The following is an 18,627-nucleotide window of genomic DNA, read 5'->3' on the forward strand; positions in this document are numbered from 1 at the left end:
TTCTCGTCCCCGGACGGCGACGGTCCTTCCACGAATCCGCCGCCGTCCAAGCTATTGCCTGCGTCAGATATAGCTGCGCAGAAATTCGCCCAGCGCGCAGATGGCCAGGCTCTGGCCATAGGGCATGGATGTCAGGGCAATGTCCTTGTAGAATTGCTGGGTGTCGCCCATCGCCGTGCCGAAGCTGACCTGCTGCAATTCGCCCGCGTCGTCGATATTGGCCAGCACGCCGCGCACGGCCTTGATGCCGACGGCTTCATAGTGCCGTGGCAGATAGCCCTTTCGCACGGCCTTGAGGATACCATAGGCAAAACCTGCGGTCGCCGACGCTTCCAGATAGCTGGACGGGTCCATGATCAGCGTATGCCACAGGCCGGTGTCGGCATCCTGCGTTTCGCTCAGCGTTTTCACCTGCGCGGCGAGCGTATCGATCAGGAAGGTGCGGAACGCATCGCCATGAGGCAGGTCGAGAATCTCGATGATCTCTGGGATCGCGATCGTCACCCAGCAATTGCCGCGCGCCCACAGCGCTTCGGCGAAATTGTGGCGGCCGTTGAAATCCCAGCCGTGGAACCACAGGCCGGTCTTGGTATCGAACAGATATTTGATGTGGATGAGGAATTGCCGTTTGGCTTCCTCGACATAGGCGGGGCGGTTCAGCAGCAGGCCGATCTTGGCCAGCGGCAGCACCGACATCATCAGCGTGTCGTCCCACATTTCGCCCGGATTTTCGTCATTATAGACGATATGCTGGAAGCCGCCTTCCTCCGTCTTGGGCAGGCCGTCGGGGGCCATCAGCCATTCGGCCCAGCTGTCGAGATAGGGGATGTAGCGCGGATCCGGCTCATGCTCATACAGATAGGCGAGCGTGATGAACGGGGCCATTGTGTTGATATTCTTGGTCGGCGTGCCTTCGGCAAAGCGATCCTCGAACCATTGCTTGATGATCGCCAGCGCCTTGGCATCGCCGGTCTGCTCATAATAGCGCCACATGCCGAACAGGCCCACGCCATGGGTCCATTCCCACCCGGCCCAGCCCTTGGTGTCGATGATGCGGCCATCGTCCAGATGGAGCAGGAATTCGCCTGTCTCATCCTTGATATTGACGAGATTGTCCATCAGCCGGTCGATGGCATCGACCACCTGGGGCCGGGGGATGTCATGATGGGTAGCGGCCACTTACTGTGTCTCCTTAAGGTCTGATGGTGCGTTTGGCGCGGTAACCATCTGCACTGGCAGACCGCCTTTCACGGAATGAAGGGTGACGAGGCGCACGCTTTCGAGCGCATCGCCGGGCTGGCCGTCGGACGTGACGGCCAGCGCGATATGGTTGCGGCCCCGATGGTTGAGGATGCCTTCGGGGATGGGGAAGGTGCGTTGCGGGCCGACATGGGCGACGAATTGCCCCATGTTCCAGCCGTTGACGAAGATCAGCACGCGGTAGCGCACCGGCGAGCGCGGCGTGGCGGGGTCGCCGAAGCTGAGGCCGATGGTAGCGTCCTGCCCCTTTGGCACATTGAGCGCGAATTGGGTGCGATACCAGCTTGTCCCGGCGTCGATTTGCGCGGCGGGGATGGTCGTTTTCGTCCAGCCTGCACCGTTGAAGCCGGGCAGGTGCCAGCCCATCCGCTCGCCATATTGGCCACCATTATTGGCGGGGCCGCGCACCGGATCGGGCAGGGTTTCGCCGCCCCGCTTGCCCTGAATCTTCCACGCGACGGGGATGGTGAAGCTGCGCCCGCCGGGCGCTTCGAGTGAGGCCGATATCAGCCCGCGTGCTTCCTTGTGGAAATCGTCGCTGTCCAGATCCCAGTTATGGCCATTGTTGCGGACCATGACGGACAGGACATGGTCGCCCGATTGCGCGCTGGCAGGCAGGGCGAATTTGGCGGTGCCGGTGGTGATCGGGCGGGGCAGGCCGGACGGTGTTTCCGCTTCGCCGACGAACTGCCCGTCGACCCACGCCTGCACCAGCCCCGCGCCGCCCGCGCCATAATAGAGCGAGAGCGTTTTTGCGTCGGGCGTGCCGGTGAAGCGGCCGCGATACCATACATCGCCATCATGAAAGCCATAAGCGTCCATGCCCATGTTCGGCTGGCCATCGGGGCGGGCGGTGATGCTGGCGCTGGGGCGGTTGTCGATCGCCTGCCAGGCGCGGTCGTTGAAAGCCGGGTCTGTTTCGGGCGATCCCTTGGCCATGCGCCAGTCGGTAAGGGCTGGCAGGGCAATCGCGGCGGGACCGGATAGCGATTGGGTGGCGACAAAGCTGCCTGCCGGGGTGGCGCGGGTGGCGACTTTCGCGCCGTTCCATGTGATGGCGCGGATCGCGGATGGCGCGAAGATTTCGAGCGGTTCGGGCGCGGCAGTGTCGCCGGTCAGCGCCAGCGTGCTGCCCTTCGCCACCGCGCTGCGGACGAGGGTGGGACCACGCACCAGCGCATCGCCCTGCCGCCAATAACGTGCGCCCTCGGCCTCATCAGCCAGAATCAGGGTGAGCGGGGGACGCCCGCCGCCCGTGATCCGCAGCACGGCGCGACGCTGATGCGCGTAGCGGAGTGTGAGGTCGCCTTTTGCGGCGTCGAACGCGCTGCTCGCCTGTCCTTCCAGCACGGTGACGGTCGGCGCGACGCTGTAACGCAGCACGGTTTCGCCCGCTTCCCCGGCGCGGCCATAGAGCAGGATCAGGTCGCCCTTGTCCTGCCGCTGCGCCGATTGCAGTTCGGACGTCGAATAAACCAGCCGCTGCCCTCCCAACGTAACGCCCGCGACCAGCCATTTCGCGTCGAAGTCATTGAGCTGCATCGGCACGGTGTAGCGGCCATCGGGCAGGTCGGCGGTGAAGCGGAAAGCATCGTTCGTCTGCCCGTTGGACGGCTTGTGCGTGACCATCAGGAAGCGGGCGTCGCTTTCGGGGCTTTTATTGTGATAAATCTGGATGTTGGGCGATGAAATCTCGACCGGCCCGGCGGGGATCATGCCCGCCAGATCGGGGACGGACGCGATCAGCCCGCCCAACTGCTTCATTTCCAGCGCCTTTTCGCGCAGCACGCGCGGTTCGGAAATGGCTGCGCCATAATCGTAGCTGCTGAACACCACCGGGGCGGGCAACCAGCCCCAGCTGGTGCCGCCATAGGTCATGTAGAAGCTCTGGATGCCGATGCCATTGGCCAGGTTCGTGCCATAGAATACCCGCTGGAACCGCTTGCCGCGCTGGATCGCGTTGCAGTCATAGCCGCCGTTCGACCCCCAATAATCGAACCAGCCGCCGCCAAATTCGGCCAGGAAGCCCGGCGTGTTGGGGCTGGCGGATGCGCCGCCCTTTGCCCCGCCGGGACCATAATAGCCCCAGTCGGGCGCGGCGACGTCGCGGGTCGGCTGGCCCTGCACGGTGCAGGTGCCGCCGGGATAGCCGTCAAACGCATACATGTCGTTCGGGCCGGGAACGACATTGGTGATCTTGGAGGATTCGGGCGTCCAGTAACCGTTGCGACCCTGATCATTGTGGAACAGCGGCACGGTGATGCCGTCGGCGCGGGCTTTGGTGGCCAGATGATCCATATAGCGGCGTTGCGACGGGGTGGTCAGCGCCAGTTCGTTTTCGATCTGGTGCAGGATGATACCATATTTGCGCTTCGGGTCGCTGTTGATCTGATGCCGGGCGATGATGGGGTTGATGCGGTCGAGCCATTCGTCCACCGCCGCGATATAGGCCGGGTCGTCGGTGCGGGCGCGGGCGCGCTGGTTGACCAGCCAGCCGGGGAAACCGCCGCGCGACAGTTCGGCGTTCACATAGGGACCGGCGCGGGTGATGACGTAAAGCCCCTCCTCCTCCGCCATGGTGAGCAGCCGGTCGATGTCGCGGATGCCGCTGAAATCATAGACGCCCTGTTTGGGGCTGTGATAGCCCCAGTCGAAATAGAGCGCGACGGTGTTGAAGCCACTCGCCTTCATCTTCTGCAATATGTCGCGCCACAGGTCGGGCGAGGGCAGGCGGAAGGGGTGGAACTCGCCGCCCCACACGACCAGCCGCTGGACATCGACCATCAAAGAGCGCGCGTCATAGGAGACGCGGCCGAACGTTTTGACCGGCGCGGTCAGGTTTGCGGTCGGCTTGGCGACCTGCGCCGTCACGGGCATGGCCAGCGCGGAACCGATCAACAGGGCAGGCAGGAGGGCGCGCATCGTTCGGCTCAATCCATGTGGAACAGCAGGGGGAGCGGCCATTCCCTGGGCCGATTGTCCGGCTCGACTTCCATCAACGGCGCCATATGCGCCCACCAGCGCTGCATCACCGGATGATCGGGCAGGGTGTCGCGCTGATTCGCGTCGGCCAGCGTCAGCACCGCGAACAGGCTGAGCGTATCCTCGTCCAGAAAGATCGAATAGTTGGAGATGCCCGATTGGGTCAGAAGCGCCGACAATTCGGGCCAGATGGCATCATGACGCGCGCGATATTCGTCGACGACGCCGGGCTTCAACTGCATCTTGAAGGCGTGAATGGCCACCCCGGCTCCCCCCTTATGAACCATATTATGGAACGCTTGACCTATATTTGGTAACATTGTCCCATATGTTCGTCAACGCCACAGCGGCGTGTTTCGCACGGAAATCGATTGCACATCTTCGATCATGAAGGGCGGGCGCTGGTCGGGGGTGCGGGTTTCCGCCGTGAAGCGGTCGATCGTCAGCCGATCCGCATGGCGCGCCCATAAAGCCCAGGCGGGCAGCACGCCGAACATGCTGGGTTCGGGGTAAGCGTCGGCCAGTTCGGCGGGCTGGCGCGCCGCGTCCGCCGCCGTGCCGCCGCCATCATAGGCCAGATGGATCGCGCGCAGCGTGACGTCGGTGATCGGATGGCCGGGCAGGCCCGCGATGGTCGCGGGGAAGCGATGGTCTATGCCGCGTGCGTCCATGTCGCTGATCATGACGTCACGGATCGCGCCGATGCCTGTGCCGTCCGGCCCGCGCCGCCGGTCGCCCAGCCGCAGGAAGATAGGCGCCGTGGTCACGTCGCGCATGGTCAGGCCGCGCGCGACGATATGTTCCATGACGCCACCATCGACCGTTTCCAGCGCCAGCCCCCGGCAGCGGGTGAAGCGGCAATCCTCGATACGGATGTTGCGATACCCGCCATTGCTTTCGGTGCCGAGTTTGATCCGGCCCGTCACCCGATCCTGATCGGGCGCAGTCTGCTGGCGGGTGGTGCGGGTGCCGTCGATCAGCGATCCCATGTCATAGCCCGACACGTCGCAGTCGCGGATCATTATGTCCTCCGCCGCGATGGCCGATCCCAGCGCGTGGCTGGATTTGACGACGATGCCATCGTCATTGGGGGAGTTCACCCGGCACCGTTCCACCACCACGTCGCGCACGCAGTCCAGGTCGATGCCGTCGCGGTCGGTGTCGATCGTCAGCCCGTCGATGCGCAAGGCCCGCGTGCCGGTGGCGAGAATCGCGAAATGCCCGCCTTTCAATATGGTGAAGCCCGACAGGCGAATGTTGCGGCCATTTTTGAGCGCAATCGCCTTGTTGCCCAGCCCGTCCATGGCGCGCGCGTCCGGTTCCAACTGGTCGATCTGCGCCTGCGTCATGGCCCGCATCGACAAGGGGCGCTCACCTGCCTGCTTCTTCCAGCGCGCGCCTGGTCCGTCGCGGGTCAGGCCGATACCATGGATCATGCCGGGACCGATGATCGCCACATCGGTCACATCGTCGCCCCAGATCAGGCTGTTGCGCCAATGGCTATGGCCGAAATCCTGATAGAGCTGGTCGATGCCACTTTCGGGCAGGTCGTAGCGCCCGGCATGGCGCGCGGGGTCCGCCGCTTCGATGACCGCACCTTGCGACAAGAGTAAGGTCACGCGGCTTTGCAGGCGGATCGAGAAGCACATATAACGCCCGCGCGGCAGGATGACGGTGCCGCCGCCTGCCAGCGATGCGGCGAGGATGGCAGCGTTGATCGCGCCGCTGTCGATCGTGACGCCATCGCCGCGCGCACCATGATCGCGCACATCGAAACGCCGCGCCGCATGGGCGGAGAAGGGGAGCGCGAGGGCTGCAAGCCCCAGCGTCAGGTCGCGGCGCGTCATGTCCATATCAGTTTCTGCCCCATATCAGTTTCCTAGGGGTCGCTGATCGCTGTGGATCAGGCTGGGGACGATGGCGGCCTGCGCGGCGGTTGGCGGGCGGTGGGGCATGAAGGGTGGCGCGGTCACATGCGGGGCCAGCGCGGATATGGTGTCGCGGATGCGCTGCGCCACCGCATTTGCCAGCAGCCATGCGCCGTAATTATTGTGATGCGTCTTGTCCCGGCCGCCATCGTTGAAGGCGCTTGGCGCGATAGCCGGTCCCAGCGCTTCATAGATTGTCCGGCTGTCGGCATTAAGGTCGATCAGCGGCACGGCTTCGTCGGCCGCCAGCTTGCGCACCGCCGCTGCATAATCGCCCACCGTATCGACAATCCGCCCGTGCGCATAGAAATTGCGCCGTTCGGGCGATGTCACCAGCACCGGATGCGCGCCGCGCCGCCGCGCCTCGGCGATATAGGCGCGCAGATAAGCGGGATAGGTCGTGTCGGGCGCGACATAGGTCTGCGGCCATTGCTGCTTCTGGTCGTTATGGCCGAACTGGATGAACAGCCAGTCGCCCGGCTTCATCGCGCCCAGCAGCTTGTCGAAGCGCAGCCCGGTGAGGAAGGATTTGAGCGTTTCGCCCGATTTGGCATGGTTGGCGACGGTGATGCCATCGTCCAGCAGCGCGGGCAGCATCTGCCCCCAACTGGCCGCCGGTTCGGCATATTGGTCGGTCACGGTGGAATCGCCCGCCAGAAAGAGGGTCGGGGCGTCGTCGGCGGGTTCCACCTGAATGGAACGAACGGCGGGCCGGCCCAGAAACTCCAGCGTCAGCTTGTCGTCCCAGCTATATTCGCGGGCATCGCGCGCGTCGATCCGCACCCGGTCGCCACCCGGCGCAGTGGCAGGCGGGGGCGTCAGCGCCGGGGTGCGGACATCGACCAGAAAGCGGCGCTCGACGCTTTGCCCTTTGTGCGTGGCGACATTGCGCAGCATCAGGCGGCGGGCTTCGGCCTTGACCGTAGTGTTGCCTGCCCGCTTTGCATCGCCCAGCTGCACGGTCACGCGATAACGGCCTTCGGGCAGGGCAATGGAATAGAGGAAGCCTGCGTCGCTGCTGCCCGGTTCCATCCCATGGCCGCCCTGTTCATAGGGCTGGGTACGGTCGGGCGATCCGGGCGACAGGTCGATCGTCTGCGCACCCGATGGGGCAGCGGCGGACAGCATCAGGGCGATGATGGCGCTGGACGGCATGATCGGGCAATCCGCAGCAAGAGACAAAGAGAAGGGGAGCGCCCCGGAAGCCGTGACGCTCCCCCCAAATATCCAACGCCCGTGCAGAGGCGTGTCGGATATAATCCCGTTAAATAGCCATATGATCCATATATCGGGATCATATGGCGCGTCAATCGCTTTTCCTCTTCCGCCCCGCATGATTTTGAACCATATATAAGGACGCAGTTGCACCATATAGAACGGGCCTGTGGGGAGAATGGGATGATGGGGATGCGCACGGCCGTGGCGATGCTGATCGCGCTGTGCATGGCCGCCCCTGTCGTATCGGCGCAAATGGCGACTGCCCCGCAAAGCTGGATCGACGCCACAACCGGCCACCGCATCGTGCGGATCAGCACGCAGCCGGGCAGCCTGTCGCTCTATTTCCACCAGAACAGCTATACGCCGCAGGGCGACGCGATGGTGATGACGACGCCCGACGGCATCGCGCGGGTGCGGCTGTCCGATTGGCGCGTGACGCCGCTGGTGCGCCGCGCGGACGCAAAGCTGCTGTTTGCGGGGCGAAGGACGCGCACAGCCTATTATAGCGTGCCGTGGGGCAAGGGCAGCGCGATCCATGCCGTCGATATCGACACCGGGCGCACCCGGCGCATCGCGCGGATCGACAGCGGGGCGATCGGTGCGATCAACAGCGACGAAACGCTGCTGCTGGGACAATGGGCGCAATCCGCGCCGCCGCTGCAACCGGGCGGGGAGGGCGCGCGTCCGGGTGAAACTGCCTTTGCCGCGACCGGGGCAGACGGGCAGCCTTTATCCTATGCCGATGCCAAGGAAGTGCGGCTGAACCAGCGGCTGGAAGCGCGGATTCCGATGGAAATCTTCACCATCGACATCCGCACCGGCGCGCGGCGGGTAGTAGTGGCGTCCACCGACTGGCTGAACCATGTCCAGTTTTCGCCGACTGACCCGACGCGCATCCTCTATTGCCATGAGGGGCCATGGCACCGGGTCGATCGCATCTGGACGATCCGCACCGATGGCAGCGACAAGCGGCTGGTTCACCAGCGGACGATGGCGATGGAAATTGCGGGGCATGAGTTTTTCTCGGCCGACGGCAAATGGGTCTGGTATGATCTGCAAACGCCACGCGGCGAAATATTCTGGCTGGCCGGGCTGGAACTGGCGACCGGCAAGCGCCGACAAATGGCAGTGCCGCGCGACCAATGGTCGGTCCACTATAGTCCCTCGCCCGATGGCGCGCATTTTTCCGGCGATGGCGGGGACGCGGAGATGGTCGCCCGCGCGCGGGACGGCAAATATCTCTACCGCTTCACCCCCCGGCCCATTCCCGATGTGGCGGGCATCCGCGCCGACAATGCCGATGCGCTGATTCAGCCATCGCGGCTGGAGGTGGAGAAGATCGTCGACCTGCGCGGCCATGATTACCGGCTGGAACCCAATGCCACCTTTACGCCCGACGGCCGCTGGCTGCTGTTCCGGTCGAACATGGAGGGCGCGACGCATGTCTATGCGGCGGAGGTGAAACGAACAGACGATTAGTCCCACAATATGGATCGTAAAATCACATGATGATTTTTCTGGCATTTGTCGGACAAGCGTTATAAGATGATACTTGAGTTCACATAGTGGGACATTTTGGGTGACAGCCAAGGGATTGGCGGCCCAGTGATAGGGGAGGATTATATGTTGCATACCGCCACCCGTACCGCGTTCGCGCGCCGCAGTTCGGCCATCGCGATCGCCACGACCATGCTGGTCGCCGCACCTGCGATCGCCCAAAGCGCCGCAGATCAGCCCGCAGCCGATCAGTCCGAAGCCGCCGACATCGTCGTCACCGGCTTCCGCGCCTCGCTCAACAGTGCGCTTGGCATGAAGCGCAACGAAGCGGCTGCGGTCGATTCGATCGTCGCCGAAGACATCGGCAAATTCCCCGACTCCAACCTGGCCGAATCGATGCAGCGCGTCCCCGGCGTGGCACTGGCGCGCGGCGATGGCGGCGAAGGCCGCAACATCTCCGTCCGTGGCCTTGGCGCAGGTTTCACCCGCGTCCGCATCAACGGTATGGAAGGCACGGCGCAGACCGGCGGTTCCGACATTTACGGCGCGGGCAATAATGGCCGCAGCTTCGACTTCAACGTGTTCCCGACCGAGATTTTCTCGGCCCTGTCGGTGCGCAAGACGCCCTCGGCCGATATCGAGGAAGGATCGCTGGGCGCGACGGTCGATCTGACCGCGCCCAAGCCGTTCGATCAGAAGGATGATTTCGTCCTCTCCATGACCGCGCGCGGTATTTACAACGAACTGTCCAAGAAGGTCGATCCGCGCGCATCGCTGCTGATTTCCAAGCAGTTTGGCGACAGCGGCTTCGGCATATTGGGTTCGGTCGCCTATCAGAAGCGCAACATCCGCGAAGTGGGCTATTCGGCGGTCGATCTGCTGTCGGCCAACACCAATGGCGGCTTCTGTTCGCCGCTCGGCTTTGCGCCGCAAAACCCGGCGACCAACGTGGCCAAGGGTGCCGACGCGGCCAATTGTTCCACGGGCAATCCGCGCACCGGATCGGTCGCTGCCTACAATACGATCCAGGGCCTGCGCCGCGCCGACCTGCCCAACACGCCGGGCAGCGGCGCATTCCTGCCGCGTATCCCGCGCTACCTCAACAGCGAACAGGATCAGGAACGGATCGGCGGGTCGCTGACGCTGCAATTCCAGCCCGACGACCAGACCGACATTTCGGTAGACTTCCTCTATTCCCGTTTCGAAGTGACGCGCCGCGACAATTATATCGCCGCCATCTCCTTCGCCCGTTCGGCCGCCAATAATGGCCAGCCGATGACGTCGGTGCGCGACATCACGTTCGACGCCAACGGATCGCTGGTTCAGGGCGTGTTCGACGGCGTCGATGTCCGTTCCGAAGGGCTGGTCGACAATTTCGTCTCGACCTTCAAACAGACCAACGTGAACTTCAAGCGGGTGCTGAACGACAGTCTGGAAGTCAGCGGCCTCGTCGGCTTCAACCGTTCGATCTGGGACGGCAAGAAGCGACTCCAGACGTTCATGGACGCCATCGACACCGACAATTTCTCGATCGACTTCCGCGATGGCGGCACGACGCCGGTGCTGGGCTTTGGCGTGGACGTCAGTAACCCTGCCAGCTTCACCTACGCCCCCGGCCTTGCCGATGGCACGGTGCTGGGCGGCTTTAGCTATCAGGGCAAGCCTTCCAAGAACACGACCGACAATCTGACCGCCGAAGCGAACCTGAAATGGACGCTTAGCCCGGCCTTCTCGATCCGCACCGGCGGGCAATATCGGCGCAGCGACTTCCTCTCCACTTTCCTGCGTCCCTTTAATGCCGACACGGTTGTGCGCGCGCTGCCCGCCGGCACGACGCTGGCCAGCATCACGCGCAACATCAGCGGCGTGGACAAACTGTGGGGCAATGGCGCGCCTGCCAGCTGGGCCGCGATCGACCCGGACAAATGGGCCAGCACCTTCGGCTTCGATTCGGTGCGCTATTGCGGCGTCGAATGTGGCGGCGGCCGCAGCCGGGTGCGCGAAGAAGTCACCAGCGGTTATGTGATGGCCAATTTCGACCTGGAGGACGCGATCGGCTTTGGCGTGCGCGGCGATGCGGGCGTGCGCTACGTCAAGACCGAAATGACGTCGTCGGGCTATGTCGCGGTGGCGCTGGCCAGTTCGCCTACCGGCCTGACCGGCCAGTTCGGTTCGGCCACAAACAATTATGACGACTGGCTGCCGTCCGCCAACATCGTGGTGGAACCGGTGCAGAACCTGCTGATCCGCTTTTCAGGTGCCAAAGTTCTGGCCCGTCCTGAACTCGGCCTGTTGACCCCCACCAGCGGCGTCAACCCGGTCACGCGCGTCGGCAACGTCAACAACCCGTTCCTGGACCCGATCCGCGCGACCACCTTCGACGTTGGCGTGGAATGGTATTTCCGCCCCGGATCGCTGCTCTCGGCTGCCTTCTTCTACAAGGATATCAAGAGCTTCGTTCAGAATGTGAACAGCCAGGTTCCATTTAGCGAGCTGGGCCTGCCCAACGCGCTGCTGGAAAACAGCAATACTCTGCCGTCCGAACTGTTCACTGTGTCGCAACCGTTCAACACGCCGGGCGGCCCGCTCAAGGGCTTCGAACTGAATGCGCAGATCCCTTTCACATTCTTCGACGGGTTCATCAGCAATTTCGGCCTGCTCGCCAACTTTACGCAGGTGACGTCGAAGATCGAATATATCCTCGCCAGCGTCGGCGGCGTGCCGACCGTGACGACCACGGCGGACCTTGTCGGCCTGTCGAAGCGGACGGCATCGGGCACGCTCTATTATGAGGATGAAAAGTTCAGCATCCGCACCACCGGCAATTTCCGCGACAAGTTCATTCGCGGCATCCCCGCTTCGCCGGGCAGCGATCTGGTCGGCAATGCCAAGACATTTTACATGGATGCCTCGGCTTCGCTCAACGTGACGGATCGCCTCAAGATCATCGTCGAGGCGCAGAACCTGACCGATGAACAGAACCGCCTCTATACCGACAGCAACCGTCAGGACACGCTGTTCGAAACCCGGATCGGCCGCACCTTCACCTTTGGCGTGACCTACCGGATGTAATTTCCCTCTCCCCCAAACTAAAGGGCGCGGCCACTGCGGTGACTGCGCCCTTATTGTTTCTGTGGTCGCGGGGACGGTTCAGCGTGGCCCGCTATAGCCCACCGCCGCGCTGATCAGTTCGGCCGACCGCATCACCTGTTCGGCCAGCGACGGGCGCAGGTCGTCGGTCAGATAATGGGCGGCACTGGCGATGGAGATGGCGATGGCGATCTGCCCCTTGGCGTCGCGGATCGGCGTGGCGATCGACCGCACGCCATCGCCCAGATCGCTGTCGTGCAACACTTCGCCGCGCGCCTTGTGACCCTGCATTTCCGTGACGAAGGCATCGACCTGCCGGGCCGTGGCCTTGCCGCCATGCGCCTGCGCATAAAGTTGCGCCCATGTCGCTTCGGCTTCGTCCAGCAGCAGCGCCTTGCCCAGGCCGGTTTCGGCGATCGGGCGGCGGTCGCCCGGCGCGGTTGCCACGCGCAGCCGCTGCGTCCCGGTCACCCGGTCGAGATGGCGGGAAAAATCGCCTTCGCGCTTGCCCACGAACACGCAAAATCCGGTGCGTTCGGACAGCAATTCCATGAAGGGGCGCGCAACGCGAACATAGTCGATCTGCTCGGTCGCCAGCACGCCCAGTTGCAGCAGCTTGGGACCAAGGGCAAAACCGTCGCGCGTCACGGTCAGATAGTTGCGCGACTTCAATGCCTGCACCAGCCGGTGCGCGGTCGTCTTGCTCATGCCCAGTTTGCGGGCCAGGTCAGCGGCGCGGATCGGCCCGTCGATCACTTCGTCCATGATGTCGAGCGCGCGCATCAGCGTCTGCGTCCCCTTGACGGTCTGTTCCGCTTTTTCGTCGCTGTCCTGCATCATCTTCTACCCGACAGGCATCCCATCATGTGGATGCGTTCCATATAGAGGAAGCATATCGGCCAATCGGGATGGATTGTCAGCTATTTTGTTGCTCGATCAAGAAAGCCCGCCGGTCGTCCTGACCGGCGGGCTTTGCTGTCATCATGCGCGGGGCATCATCAATATTGAATGGTCACCGTCACCGCGCGGCGATTCTGCGCCCAGGACGCTTCGTCGGACCCCAGGGCGGCCGGGCGTTCCTTGCCATAGCTGACGGTCGTGATCCGGCTGGAATCGATGCCGAGCGAGGCGAGATAGTTTTTCGCCGCATTCGCACGCCGTTCGCCCAGCGCGATATTATAGTCGCGGGTGCCGCGTTCGTCGGCATGGCCCTCCACCGTGACACGCACCTGCGGATTTTGTTGCAGCCATGCGGCCTGGCTCTGGAGCGTCGCCTGATCTTCCGCATCGACATCATATTGGTCCAGGCCAAAGAGGATGCGGTCGGACGATACCGATGCCATGAAATCTTCCTGGCTGCCCTTAACCGGCCCGGCGGGGGTAGAGGGACCGGCAGGAATGCTGGTTTCCGCGCCCGGCGCAGGTGGCAGTTCGGCCGGCGGCTTTTTGGAACAGGCCGCAAGCGCGATGATCGCGGTGGCGGCCAGCAAGGTCCGGGAAAGTTTCATGGCTGTCTCCTTCGATAGATGGGCTTGCCTCCGCCAAGGATGGCAAAAGGTCCGTGAAGTTCGTTACGCTGTCAAGACGACATAGTTCCGTATCAGGGCAACAACGGACCCCATGCCGGGTCGGAACCGCTCAATGGCGTGGGGATGCGCCGTTCGTTCACCCCGGTCAGGTCGACCTGCCACACCTGGCTGTTGCCGTCGCGGCCCGGCGTCGTGCGGAAAAATTGCAGCACGCGGCCATTGGGCGACCATGTGGGCTGTTCATCCTGCCAGCCATTGGTCAGCGTGCGTTCGTTGCCGCCGTCCGGGTTCATGACGGCAATCTTGAAATCGCCCGACATTTTGGTGAAGGCGATCAGGTCGCCGCGCGGCGACCATTCGGGCGTGGCATAACGCCCGCCGCCATGGCTGATCCGCCGCTGGTTGCTGCCATCGGCGTTCATGACATAAAGCTGCTGCCCGCCGGACCGATCGCTTTCGAAGATGATCCGGCTGCCGTCGGGCGAATAGCTGCCCCCCACGTCGATGCCCGGCGTCGTCGTCAGGCGCACGGGCGTGCCGCCATTGGCCGACACGCGATAAATGTCGGTATTGCCCGCGACCGCCATCGAAAATAGGATGTTGCGGCCATCGGGCGACCAGCGCGGCGCAAAGGTCGGATTGTTGCTTTCCGTCACCAGCGTCTGCTTCCCCGCGCCGATGTCATAGACATAGAGGCGCACCCGGCTGCCCAGATAGCTGACATAGAGGATCGACTTGTAATCGGGCGAAAAGCGCGGCGTCAGCGCCATCGATTGACCGTTGGTGATGAAGCGGTGGTTGGCCCCGTCCGAATCCATGATGGCGAGGCGCTTGACCCGCGCGCCCTTTGGCCCGCTTTCGGCGATATATGCGATGCGGCTGTCGAAAAAGGGGCTTTCGCCCGACAGGCGCGCATAGATGGCGTCGGCGCATTTATGCGCGGCCCGCCGCCAGTCGCGCGGGGCGACGACATAGCCCTGCCGGGTCAATTCCTGCTTGAGCGCTACGTCGTACAGGTAGCAGCCGACGGTAATGTCGGCTTCCCCGCCGGTGGTGCGCACGAACCCCTGCACCAGCGCCTGATAGGCGCCCCATTTGTCGAATTGGGGAAATGTGACTTCGGAAAAGGGGATTGCCGGCAACCCGCCCGGCCCGGACGGATCGAACAGGCCGGATCCTTTAAGGTCCGACGCGATCACTTCGGCGATCTTCCGGCCCAGTTCGGTGGCGGATCCTGCGGGGGTCGCCACATCCTGCTGCGCGGGCAGCGGCGGCACGGCGATTTTCAGGTTATCCGTCGCGCTATCGTCCGTCACGTCTACTGCAAGCTGTGCATGTGCGCTGGACGCCAGAGCCAGCAGAGCGCCGGCAATGAGCGCAGAAAACGAAAAACAGCTTCTCATTGCGATAGCCTTCTATCAAATCCGAGTGGTTCAAGAACGCGCCACTCATCATAAAATTGCGGAGGTAATTTGAAGGGAGAAGCCAGGCGAACGGCTTTGATCGCTTGTTCCGCGTGGAGTTTGGCCTGGGTCTTATTGCTCGCCGTGATGCCCGTCTGGCGCACGACCTCCGGGGTGCCGATCAATGAACCGTCTTTGGACAATTCGACGCGAAGCTCCGTGCGCAACAGTTCCGCATCGGCGCCGGTCGGTGCCTTCCAATGCGGCTTCAACTGACGGCGTATTTCGGAGTTCAATGCGGATTTCTGCGCCGGACCCATGGCGGCAGCGGGCGCAGGCGCAGGTGGACGACGCGGCGCGTCGGCATTGGTGTCGATGCCCTTGAGGAAATCATTGCCCAGCAGCGATCCCTTGGGCTTGTCCGCCTTGCCCTGGCCCGATGCGCGCGTGGGGGCGTCAGTCCTGGTCTTGGCAGGCGCTTTGGCGGCGGATTTTGCGGGGGCGGGGGCGGGGGCGGGCGCAGCGGCGGCGGGCTTTGGCTTGGCCGGGGTCGGCTTCGCTTTAGCCACGGGTTTTTCCGGCGCGGGCTTGGGTTTGGGCGCGACCTTGGCGACTTCCTTTTTGGGCGGGGCAGGCTTGGGCTTTGCCGGGGCGGGCTTGGCGACCTCCTTGGGCGGGGTCGGCTTTGGCACCGGCTTGGGTTGGGGCTTGGGCTGCGGCTTTGGCGGCGCAGGCACAGATTCGGGCGCAGGCTCCGGCAATATTTCCGGTTCAGGCGATGGCTTGGCATCCTGCGTCGGTCCCTGTTCCGGCGCGACGCTGGGCGGGGGGGGGGCGGCCGAGATTTTGGGCGCGGTCGATTGCAGCGCGACTTCGTCCACCATGGACACTTCCATTGGCGGGGTTTTCAGCTTCAACGGATTGGGCGTGGCCAGAAACCCGGCCGACAACAGCCCGAACAGCAGGACATGTCCCGCCGTTGCGACGCCAAGGCCGATCTTTTCCGCGCGCTCCATGCTCAAACCCTATGGTCCCTATTCTGAACTGTCGCTGTCCGCCGTATCGGGCGAGGACACCAGCGATACCTTGTTCAAACCCGCACGGTTCAATTCGGCCATCACGCGCATCACCCGGCCATAATCCAGTCCCTTGTCTGCGCGCAGGAAGATTTGCGGCGCTTGCGCCTTGCCCGCATTGGCCGCGACGATTTCAGCCAGACGGCCGGGCAGGTCGGCGTCGCCCACCGCATCTTCATCGACATAGGTCGCGCCATCGCGGTCGATCGACACGATCGTGGGCTTGGCGTCCTGGTCCAGCCCCTTGGCACGGGTTTCGGGCAGGTTCACAGGGACGCCGGTGACCAGCAGCGGCGCGGTGACCATGAAGATGATCAACAGCACCAGCATCACGTCGACCAGCGGCGTCACATTGATGTCGGCCATCGGCGCACGGCCACGGCCGCGCCGGGCGGAAGGGGGACCGGACATCGCCATTTACCGCTGCGCCTCCAGTTCGCGGCTCAGCGTCGAATAAAAACCGTCGGCAAAGCGCGACAGCCGTGATTCGAGGCGATTGATGCCATGGCTGAAGCGATTATAGGCAATGACCGCCGGAATGGCCGCGAACAGGCCGATGGCAGTCGCGAACAGCGCCTCGGCAATGCCCGGCGCAACGACGGCCAGCGAACTATTCTGTTCCGCCGCGATGGAGGTGAAAGCGCGCATGATGCCCCATACCGTGCCGAACAGGCCGACGAACGGCGCGACCGACCCGACCGTCGCCAAAATATTCAGCCGGTCGGACAGGCGATCCACCTCTGCCGCGATGGTGCTGGACAATATGGTGGACAGGCGATCGCGCGTGCCGTCGCGGTCGATCACTTTCTGCGCGGTCGAACGCCGCCATTCGGTGACGCCTGCCGCCATCACGCGGGCGGCGGCGAAATCGGCCTTGCCGCGCGCTTCGTAGAAACGGTCGATATCGTCCGCTTTCCAGAAATCCGCCTCGAACGTCTGGCTTTGTTTGCTGGATTTGCGCAGCGTCACCGAAAAACCGATGATGATCGCCCAGGTCCATATGCTGGCCAGCAACAGGCCCGCCATCACGCCCTTCACGACGATATCGGCCTGAAGGAACAAAGCGAGCGGGGAAATGGTGGCAGCTTGCGCGACCGCGCCGACATCTGGCAGGTTGAGGGTCATGGGTGGAAATCTTCCCCTTGGCAAAGGCGGCTGAAAATATCGGTCCAGGCTTTGGGCTGCCGCTGCGGGCGGCCCTGTGGCGACAGCCAGGCGACGGACACGGTGCCGTCGGTTATCTGTTCGGCGTCGCGCATGACTGATTGATGAATGGCGCATGTCGCTGCGCCCACTTGCGTCACCCGGCTGACGACCATCAGGTCGTCGTCCAGCCGGGCGGGGCGACGATAGCGGATCGCGACATCGGTAACGGCATAGGCACCCGCCCCGCCCTCATGGCTGGCACGCTGGTCGATGCCTGCGATGCGCAGCATGTCGGACCGGGCGCGCTCCATATAGCGCAGATAATTGGCGTGATAGACGACGCCCGACAGGTCGGTATCCTCAAAATAGATGCGCAGCGGGAAATGATGCACGGCGGCGATGAACCGTCCGGTCGCGGGCGCGAGGATTGGCAGAGAAACGGGCGGCGCAAAGGACATGGGCGGCTTTTAACCATGGTGTCGCGCCGTGGCAAAGGCGTAAAATGCGCGAGGCTTGCCAATCGGCCGCCTCTGGTTCCCGCTGCCATGCCGCGCTATGGGAATGCCAACGCAGCATGAAACAGGGGAAGGACAGGCATATGGGCGACATTCGCACGGTTGGAGTCATTGGCGCGGGGCAGATGGGCGCAGGCATTGCGCAGGTCGCAGCGCAAGCGGGCTATGCCGTCATCCTGTCCGACATTGACCTGCCCCGCGCGGAAAAGGGGCTGGCGGGCATCGCCAAACTGCTCGCCCGCAGCGTGGAGAAGGAAAAGATCACACAGGCCGACGCCGACGCGACCCTTGCCCGCATCACGCCGGTCGGCGACATCGCACCACTGGCCGAAGCGCAACTGGTGATCGAGGCCGCAACCGAGCGGGAGGAGGTCAAGCGCGCGATCTTCGCCAATGTCGGCAAGATCCTTGCCCCCGGCGCGATACTGGCGACCAACACATCATCCATCCCCATCACCCGGCTGGCGCAGGCCGCGCCGGACGCCGGGCGCTTTGTGGGGGTGCATTTCTTCAATCCCGTGCCGGTCATGGTGCTGGTAGAGGTTATTCGCGGCCTTGCCACCACGCCCGAAACGGTCGCGGCGGTGGAAGGTTTTGCCACGCGCATCGGCAAGACCACCGTCCACGCTTTCGACGCGCCGGGCTTTGTGGTCAACCGCATCCTGCTGCCGATGCTGAACGAAGCGGTGTTCGTGCTGGGGGAGGGCGTGGGCAGCGTCGTGGATATTGATCAGGGCTGTAAGCTTGGCCTCAACCACCCGATGGGTCCGCTGACATTGCTGGATTTCGTCGGCCTCGACACCGCGCTGGAAATCCTCAACGTTTTTCTCAGCACCACCGGCGACCCCAAATATCGCCCCGCCCCGCTGCTGGTCAAATATGTCGAGGCGGGCTGGTACGGCCGCAAGACCGGGCGCGGCTTCTACGACTATTCGGGCGCGGAACCCGTGCCGACGCGCTGATTCATGCTGGGCTGGGGGCGG

At 63.7% G+C, this 18,627-nt stretch carries 15 protein-coding genes; 3 read left to right on the plus strand and 12 right to left on the minus strand.

Features of this window, described 5'->3' with window-relative positions; translation table 11 throughout:
* Positions 1–63: 63 nt before the first annotated feature.
* The 5 genes from SPBM01_RS18770 to SPBM01_RS18790 form a co-directional block, all read right to left on the minus strand.
* A complete protein-coding gene (locus SPBM01_RS18770) occupies positions 64–1,179 on the minus strand; it encodes a glycoside hydrolase family 105 protein (RefSeq protein WP_188063010.1) in 1,116 nt (371 codons plus the stop codon).
* Positions 1,180–4,182: a glycoside hydrolase family 35 protein gene (locus SPBM01_RS18775; protein WP_188063011.1), complete on the minus strand. Its 3,003-nt coding sequence runs from the start codon at positions 4,180–4,182 to the stop codon at positions 1,180–1,182.
* Positions 4,183–4,190: 8 nt separating this feature from the next.
* Positions 4,191–4,505, minus strand: a complete 315-nt coding sequence (locus SPBM01_RS18780; RefSeq protein ID WP_188063012.1) for an L-rhamnose mutarotase — start codon at positions 4,503–4,505, stop codon at positions 4,191–4,193.
* A 72-nt stretch (positions 4,506–4,577) separates the two neighbouring features.
* On the minus strand, positions 4,578–6,095 hold the full coding sequence (locus tag SPBM01_RS18785) for a glycoside hydrolase family 28 protein (RefSeq protein ID WP_262504262.1): 1,518 nt from the start codon (positions 6,093–6,095) through the stop codon (positions 4,578–4,580).
* 18 nt (positions 6,096–6,113) lie between these two features.
* The gene (locus SPBM01_RS18790) at positions 6,114–7,325 is read right to left on the minus strand and encodes a rhamnogalacturonan acetylesterase (RefSeq protein ID WP_188063013.1); all 1,212 of its coding nucleotides are present in this window, start codon (positions 7,323–7,325) and stop codon (positions 6,114–6,116) included.
* Positions 7,326–7,577: 252 nt separating this feature from the next.
* On the opposite strand from SPBM01_RS18790, the gene SPBM01_RS18795 reads away from it, so the two are divergent.
* Entirely contained in the window at positions 7,578–8,867 is a 1,290-nt protein-coding gene (locus SPBM01_RS18795) for an oligogalacturonate lyase family protein (protein WP_188065828.1), read from the plus strand.
* Between the two features lie 144 nt (positions 8,868–9,011).
* On the plus strand, positions 9,012–11,957 hold the full coding sequence (locus SPBM01_RS18800) for a TonB-dependent receptor (protein ID WP_188063014.1): 2,946 nt from the start codon (positions 9,012–9,014) through the stop codon (positions 11,955–11,957).
* Positions 11,958–12,035: 78 nt separating this feature from the next.
* Here the strand turns inward: SPBM01_RS18800 and SPBM01_RS18805 are convergent, their stop codons facing one another.
* The 7 genes from SPBM01_RS18805 to SPBM01_RS18835 form a co-directional block, all read right to left on the minus strand.
* Positions 12,036–12,815 carry an IclR family transcriptional regulator gene (locus tag SPBM01_RS18805; protein WP_262504263.1) on the minus strand — a complete coding sequence of 260 codons (780 nt, stop codon included), beginning with the start codon at positions 12,813–12,815 and terminating at the stop codon, positions 12,036–12,038.
* 158 nt (positions 12,816–12,973) lie between these two features.
* Positions 12,974–13,483: a peptidoglycan-associated lipoprotein Pal gene (gene pal / locus SPBM01_RS18810; protein ID WP_188063015.1), complete on the minus strand. Its 510-nt coding sequence runs from the start codon at positions 13,481–13,483 to the stop codon at positions 12,974–12,976.
* Positions 13,484–13,575: 92 nt separating this feature from the next.
* Complete coding sequence (gene tolB / locus SPBM01_RS18815; protein WP_188063016.1) at positions 13,576–14,907, minus strand: Tol-Pal system beta propeller repeat protein TolB; 1,332 nt, start codon at positions 14,905–14,907, stop codon at positions 13,576–13,578.
* Complete coding sequence (locus tag SPBM01_RS18820) at positions 14,904–15,923, minus strand: cell envelope biogenesis protein TolA (RefSeq protein ID WP_188065830.1); 1,020 nt, start codon at positions 15,921–15,923, stop codon at positions 14,904–14,906. The genes tolB and SPBM01_RS18820 overlap by 4 nt, the downstream gene beginning before the upstream one ends.
* 18 nt (positions 15,924–15,941) lie before the next feature.
* The gene (gene tolR, locus SPBM01_RS18825) at positions 15,942–16,400 is read right to left on the minus strand and encodes a protein TolR (RefSeq protein ID WP_188063017.1); all 459 of its coding nucleotides are present in this window, start codon (positions 16,398–16,400) and stop codon (positions 15,942–15,944) included.
* The gene (gene tolQ / locus SPBM01_RS18830) at positions 16,401–17,108 is read right to left on the minus strand and encodes a protein TolQ (protein WP_188063018.1); all 708 of its coding nucleotides are present in this window, start codon (positions 17,106–17,108) and stop codon (positions 16,401–16,403) included. It lies immediately after the preceding gene.
* Positions 17,105–17,587, minus strand: a complete 483-nt coding sequence (locus SPBM01_RS18835; RefSeq protein ID WP_188063019.1) for a YbgC/FadM family acyl-CoA thioesterase — start codon at positions 17,585–17,587, stop codon at positions 17,105–17,107. The genes tolQ and SPBM01_RS18835 overlap by 4 nt, the downstream gene beginning before the upstream one ends.
* Positions 17,588–17,727: 140 nt before the next feature.
* On the opposite strand from SPBM01_RS18835, the gene SPBM01_RS18840 reads away from it, so the two are divergent.
* A complete protein-coding gene (locus SPBM01_RS18840; RefSeq protein ID WP_188063020.1) occupies positions 17,728–18,606 on the plus strand; it encodes a 3-hydroxyacyl-CoA dehydrogenase NAD-binding domain-containing protein in 879 nt (292 codons plus the stop codon).
* Positions 18,607–18,627: the final 21 nt, after the last annotated feature.

The sequence above is a fragment of the Sphingobium sp. KCTC 72723 genome, assembly GCF_014280435.1.
Classification (GTDB): domain Bacteria; phylum Pseudomonadota; class Alphaproteobacteria; order Sphingomonadales; family Sphingomonadaceae; genus Sphingobium.

Excerpts from the sequence above, each read along its gene's own strand:
- SPBM01_RS18775 (WP_188063011.1), bottom strand. The coding sequence starts at position 4,182 with ATGCGCGCCCTCCTGCCTGCCCTGTTGATCGGTTCCGCGCTGGCCATG.
- SPBM01_RS18785 (WP_262504262.1), bottom strand. The coding sequence starts at position 6,095 with ATGGACATGACGCGCCGCGACCTGACGCTGGGGCTTGCAGCCCTCGCG.
- SPBM01_RS18790 (WP_188063013.1), bottom strand. The coding sequence starts at position 7,325 with ATGCCGTCCAGCGCCATCATCGCCCTGATGCTGTCCGCCGCTGCCCCA.
- SPBM01_RS18795 (WP_188065828.1), top strand. The coding sequence starts at position 7,578 with ATGCGCACGGCCGTGGCGATGCTGATCGCGCTGTGCATGGCCGCCCCT.
- SPBM01_RS18800 (WP_188063014.1), top strand. The coding sequence starts at position 9,012 with ATGTTGCATACCGCCACCCGTACCGCGTTCGCGCGCCGCAGTTCGGCC.
- SPBM01_RS18805 (WP_262504263.1), bottom strand. The coding sequence starts at position 12,815 with ATGATGCAGGACAGCGACGAAAAAGCGGAACAGACCGTCAAGGGGACG.
- pal (WP_188063015.1), bottom strand. The coding sequence starts at position 13,483 with ATGAAACTTTCCCGGACCTTGCTGGCCGCCACCGCGATCATCGCGCTT.
- tolB (WP_188063016.1), bottom strand. The coding sequence starts at position 14,907 with ATGAGAAGCTGTTTTTCGTTTTCTGCGCTCATTGCCGGCGCTCTGCTG.
- SPBM01_RS18820 (WP_188065830.1), bottom strand. The coding sequence starts at position 15,923 with ATGGAGCGCGCGGAAAAGATCGGCCTTGGCGTCGCAACGGCGGGACAT.
- tolR (WP_188063017.1), bottom strand. The coding sequence starts at position 16,400 with ATGGCGATGTCCGGTCCCCCTTCCGCCCGGCGCGGCCGTGGCCGTGCG.
- tolQ (WP_188063018.1), bottom strand. The coding sequence starts at position 17,108 with ATGACCCTCAACCTGCCAGATGTCGGCGCGGTCGCGCAAGCTGCCACC.
- SPBM01_RS18835 (WP_188063019.1), bottom strand. The coding sequence starts at position 17,587 with ATGTCCTTTGCGCCGCCCGTTTCTCTGCCAATCCTCGCGCCCGCGACC.
- SPBM01_RS18840 (WP_188063020.1), top strand. The coding sequence starts at position 17,728 with ATGGGCGACATTCGCACGGTTGGAGTCATTGGCGCGGGGCAGATGGGC.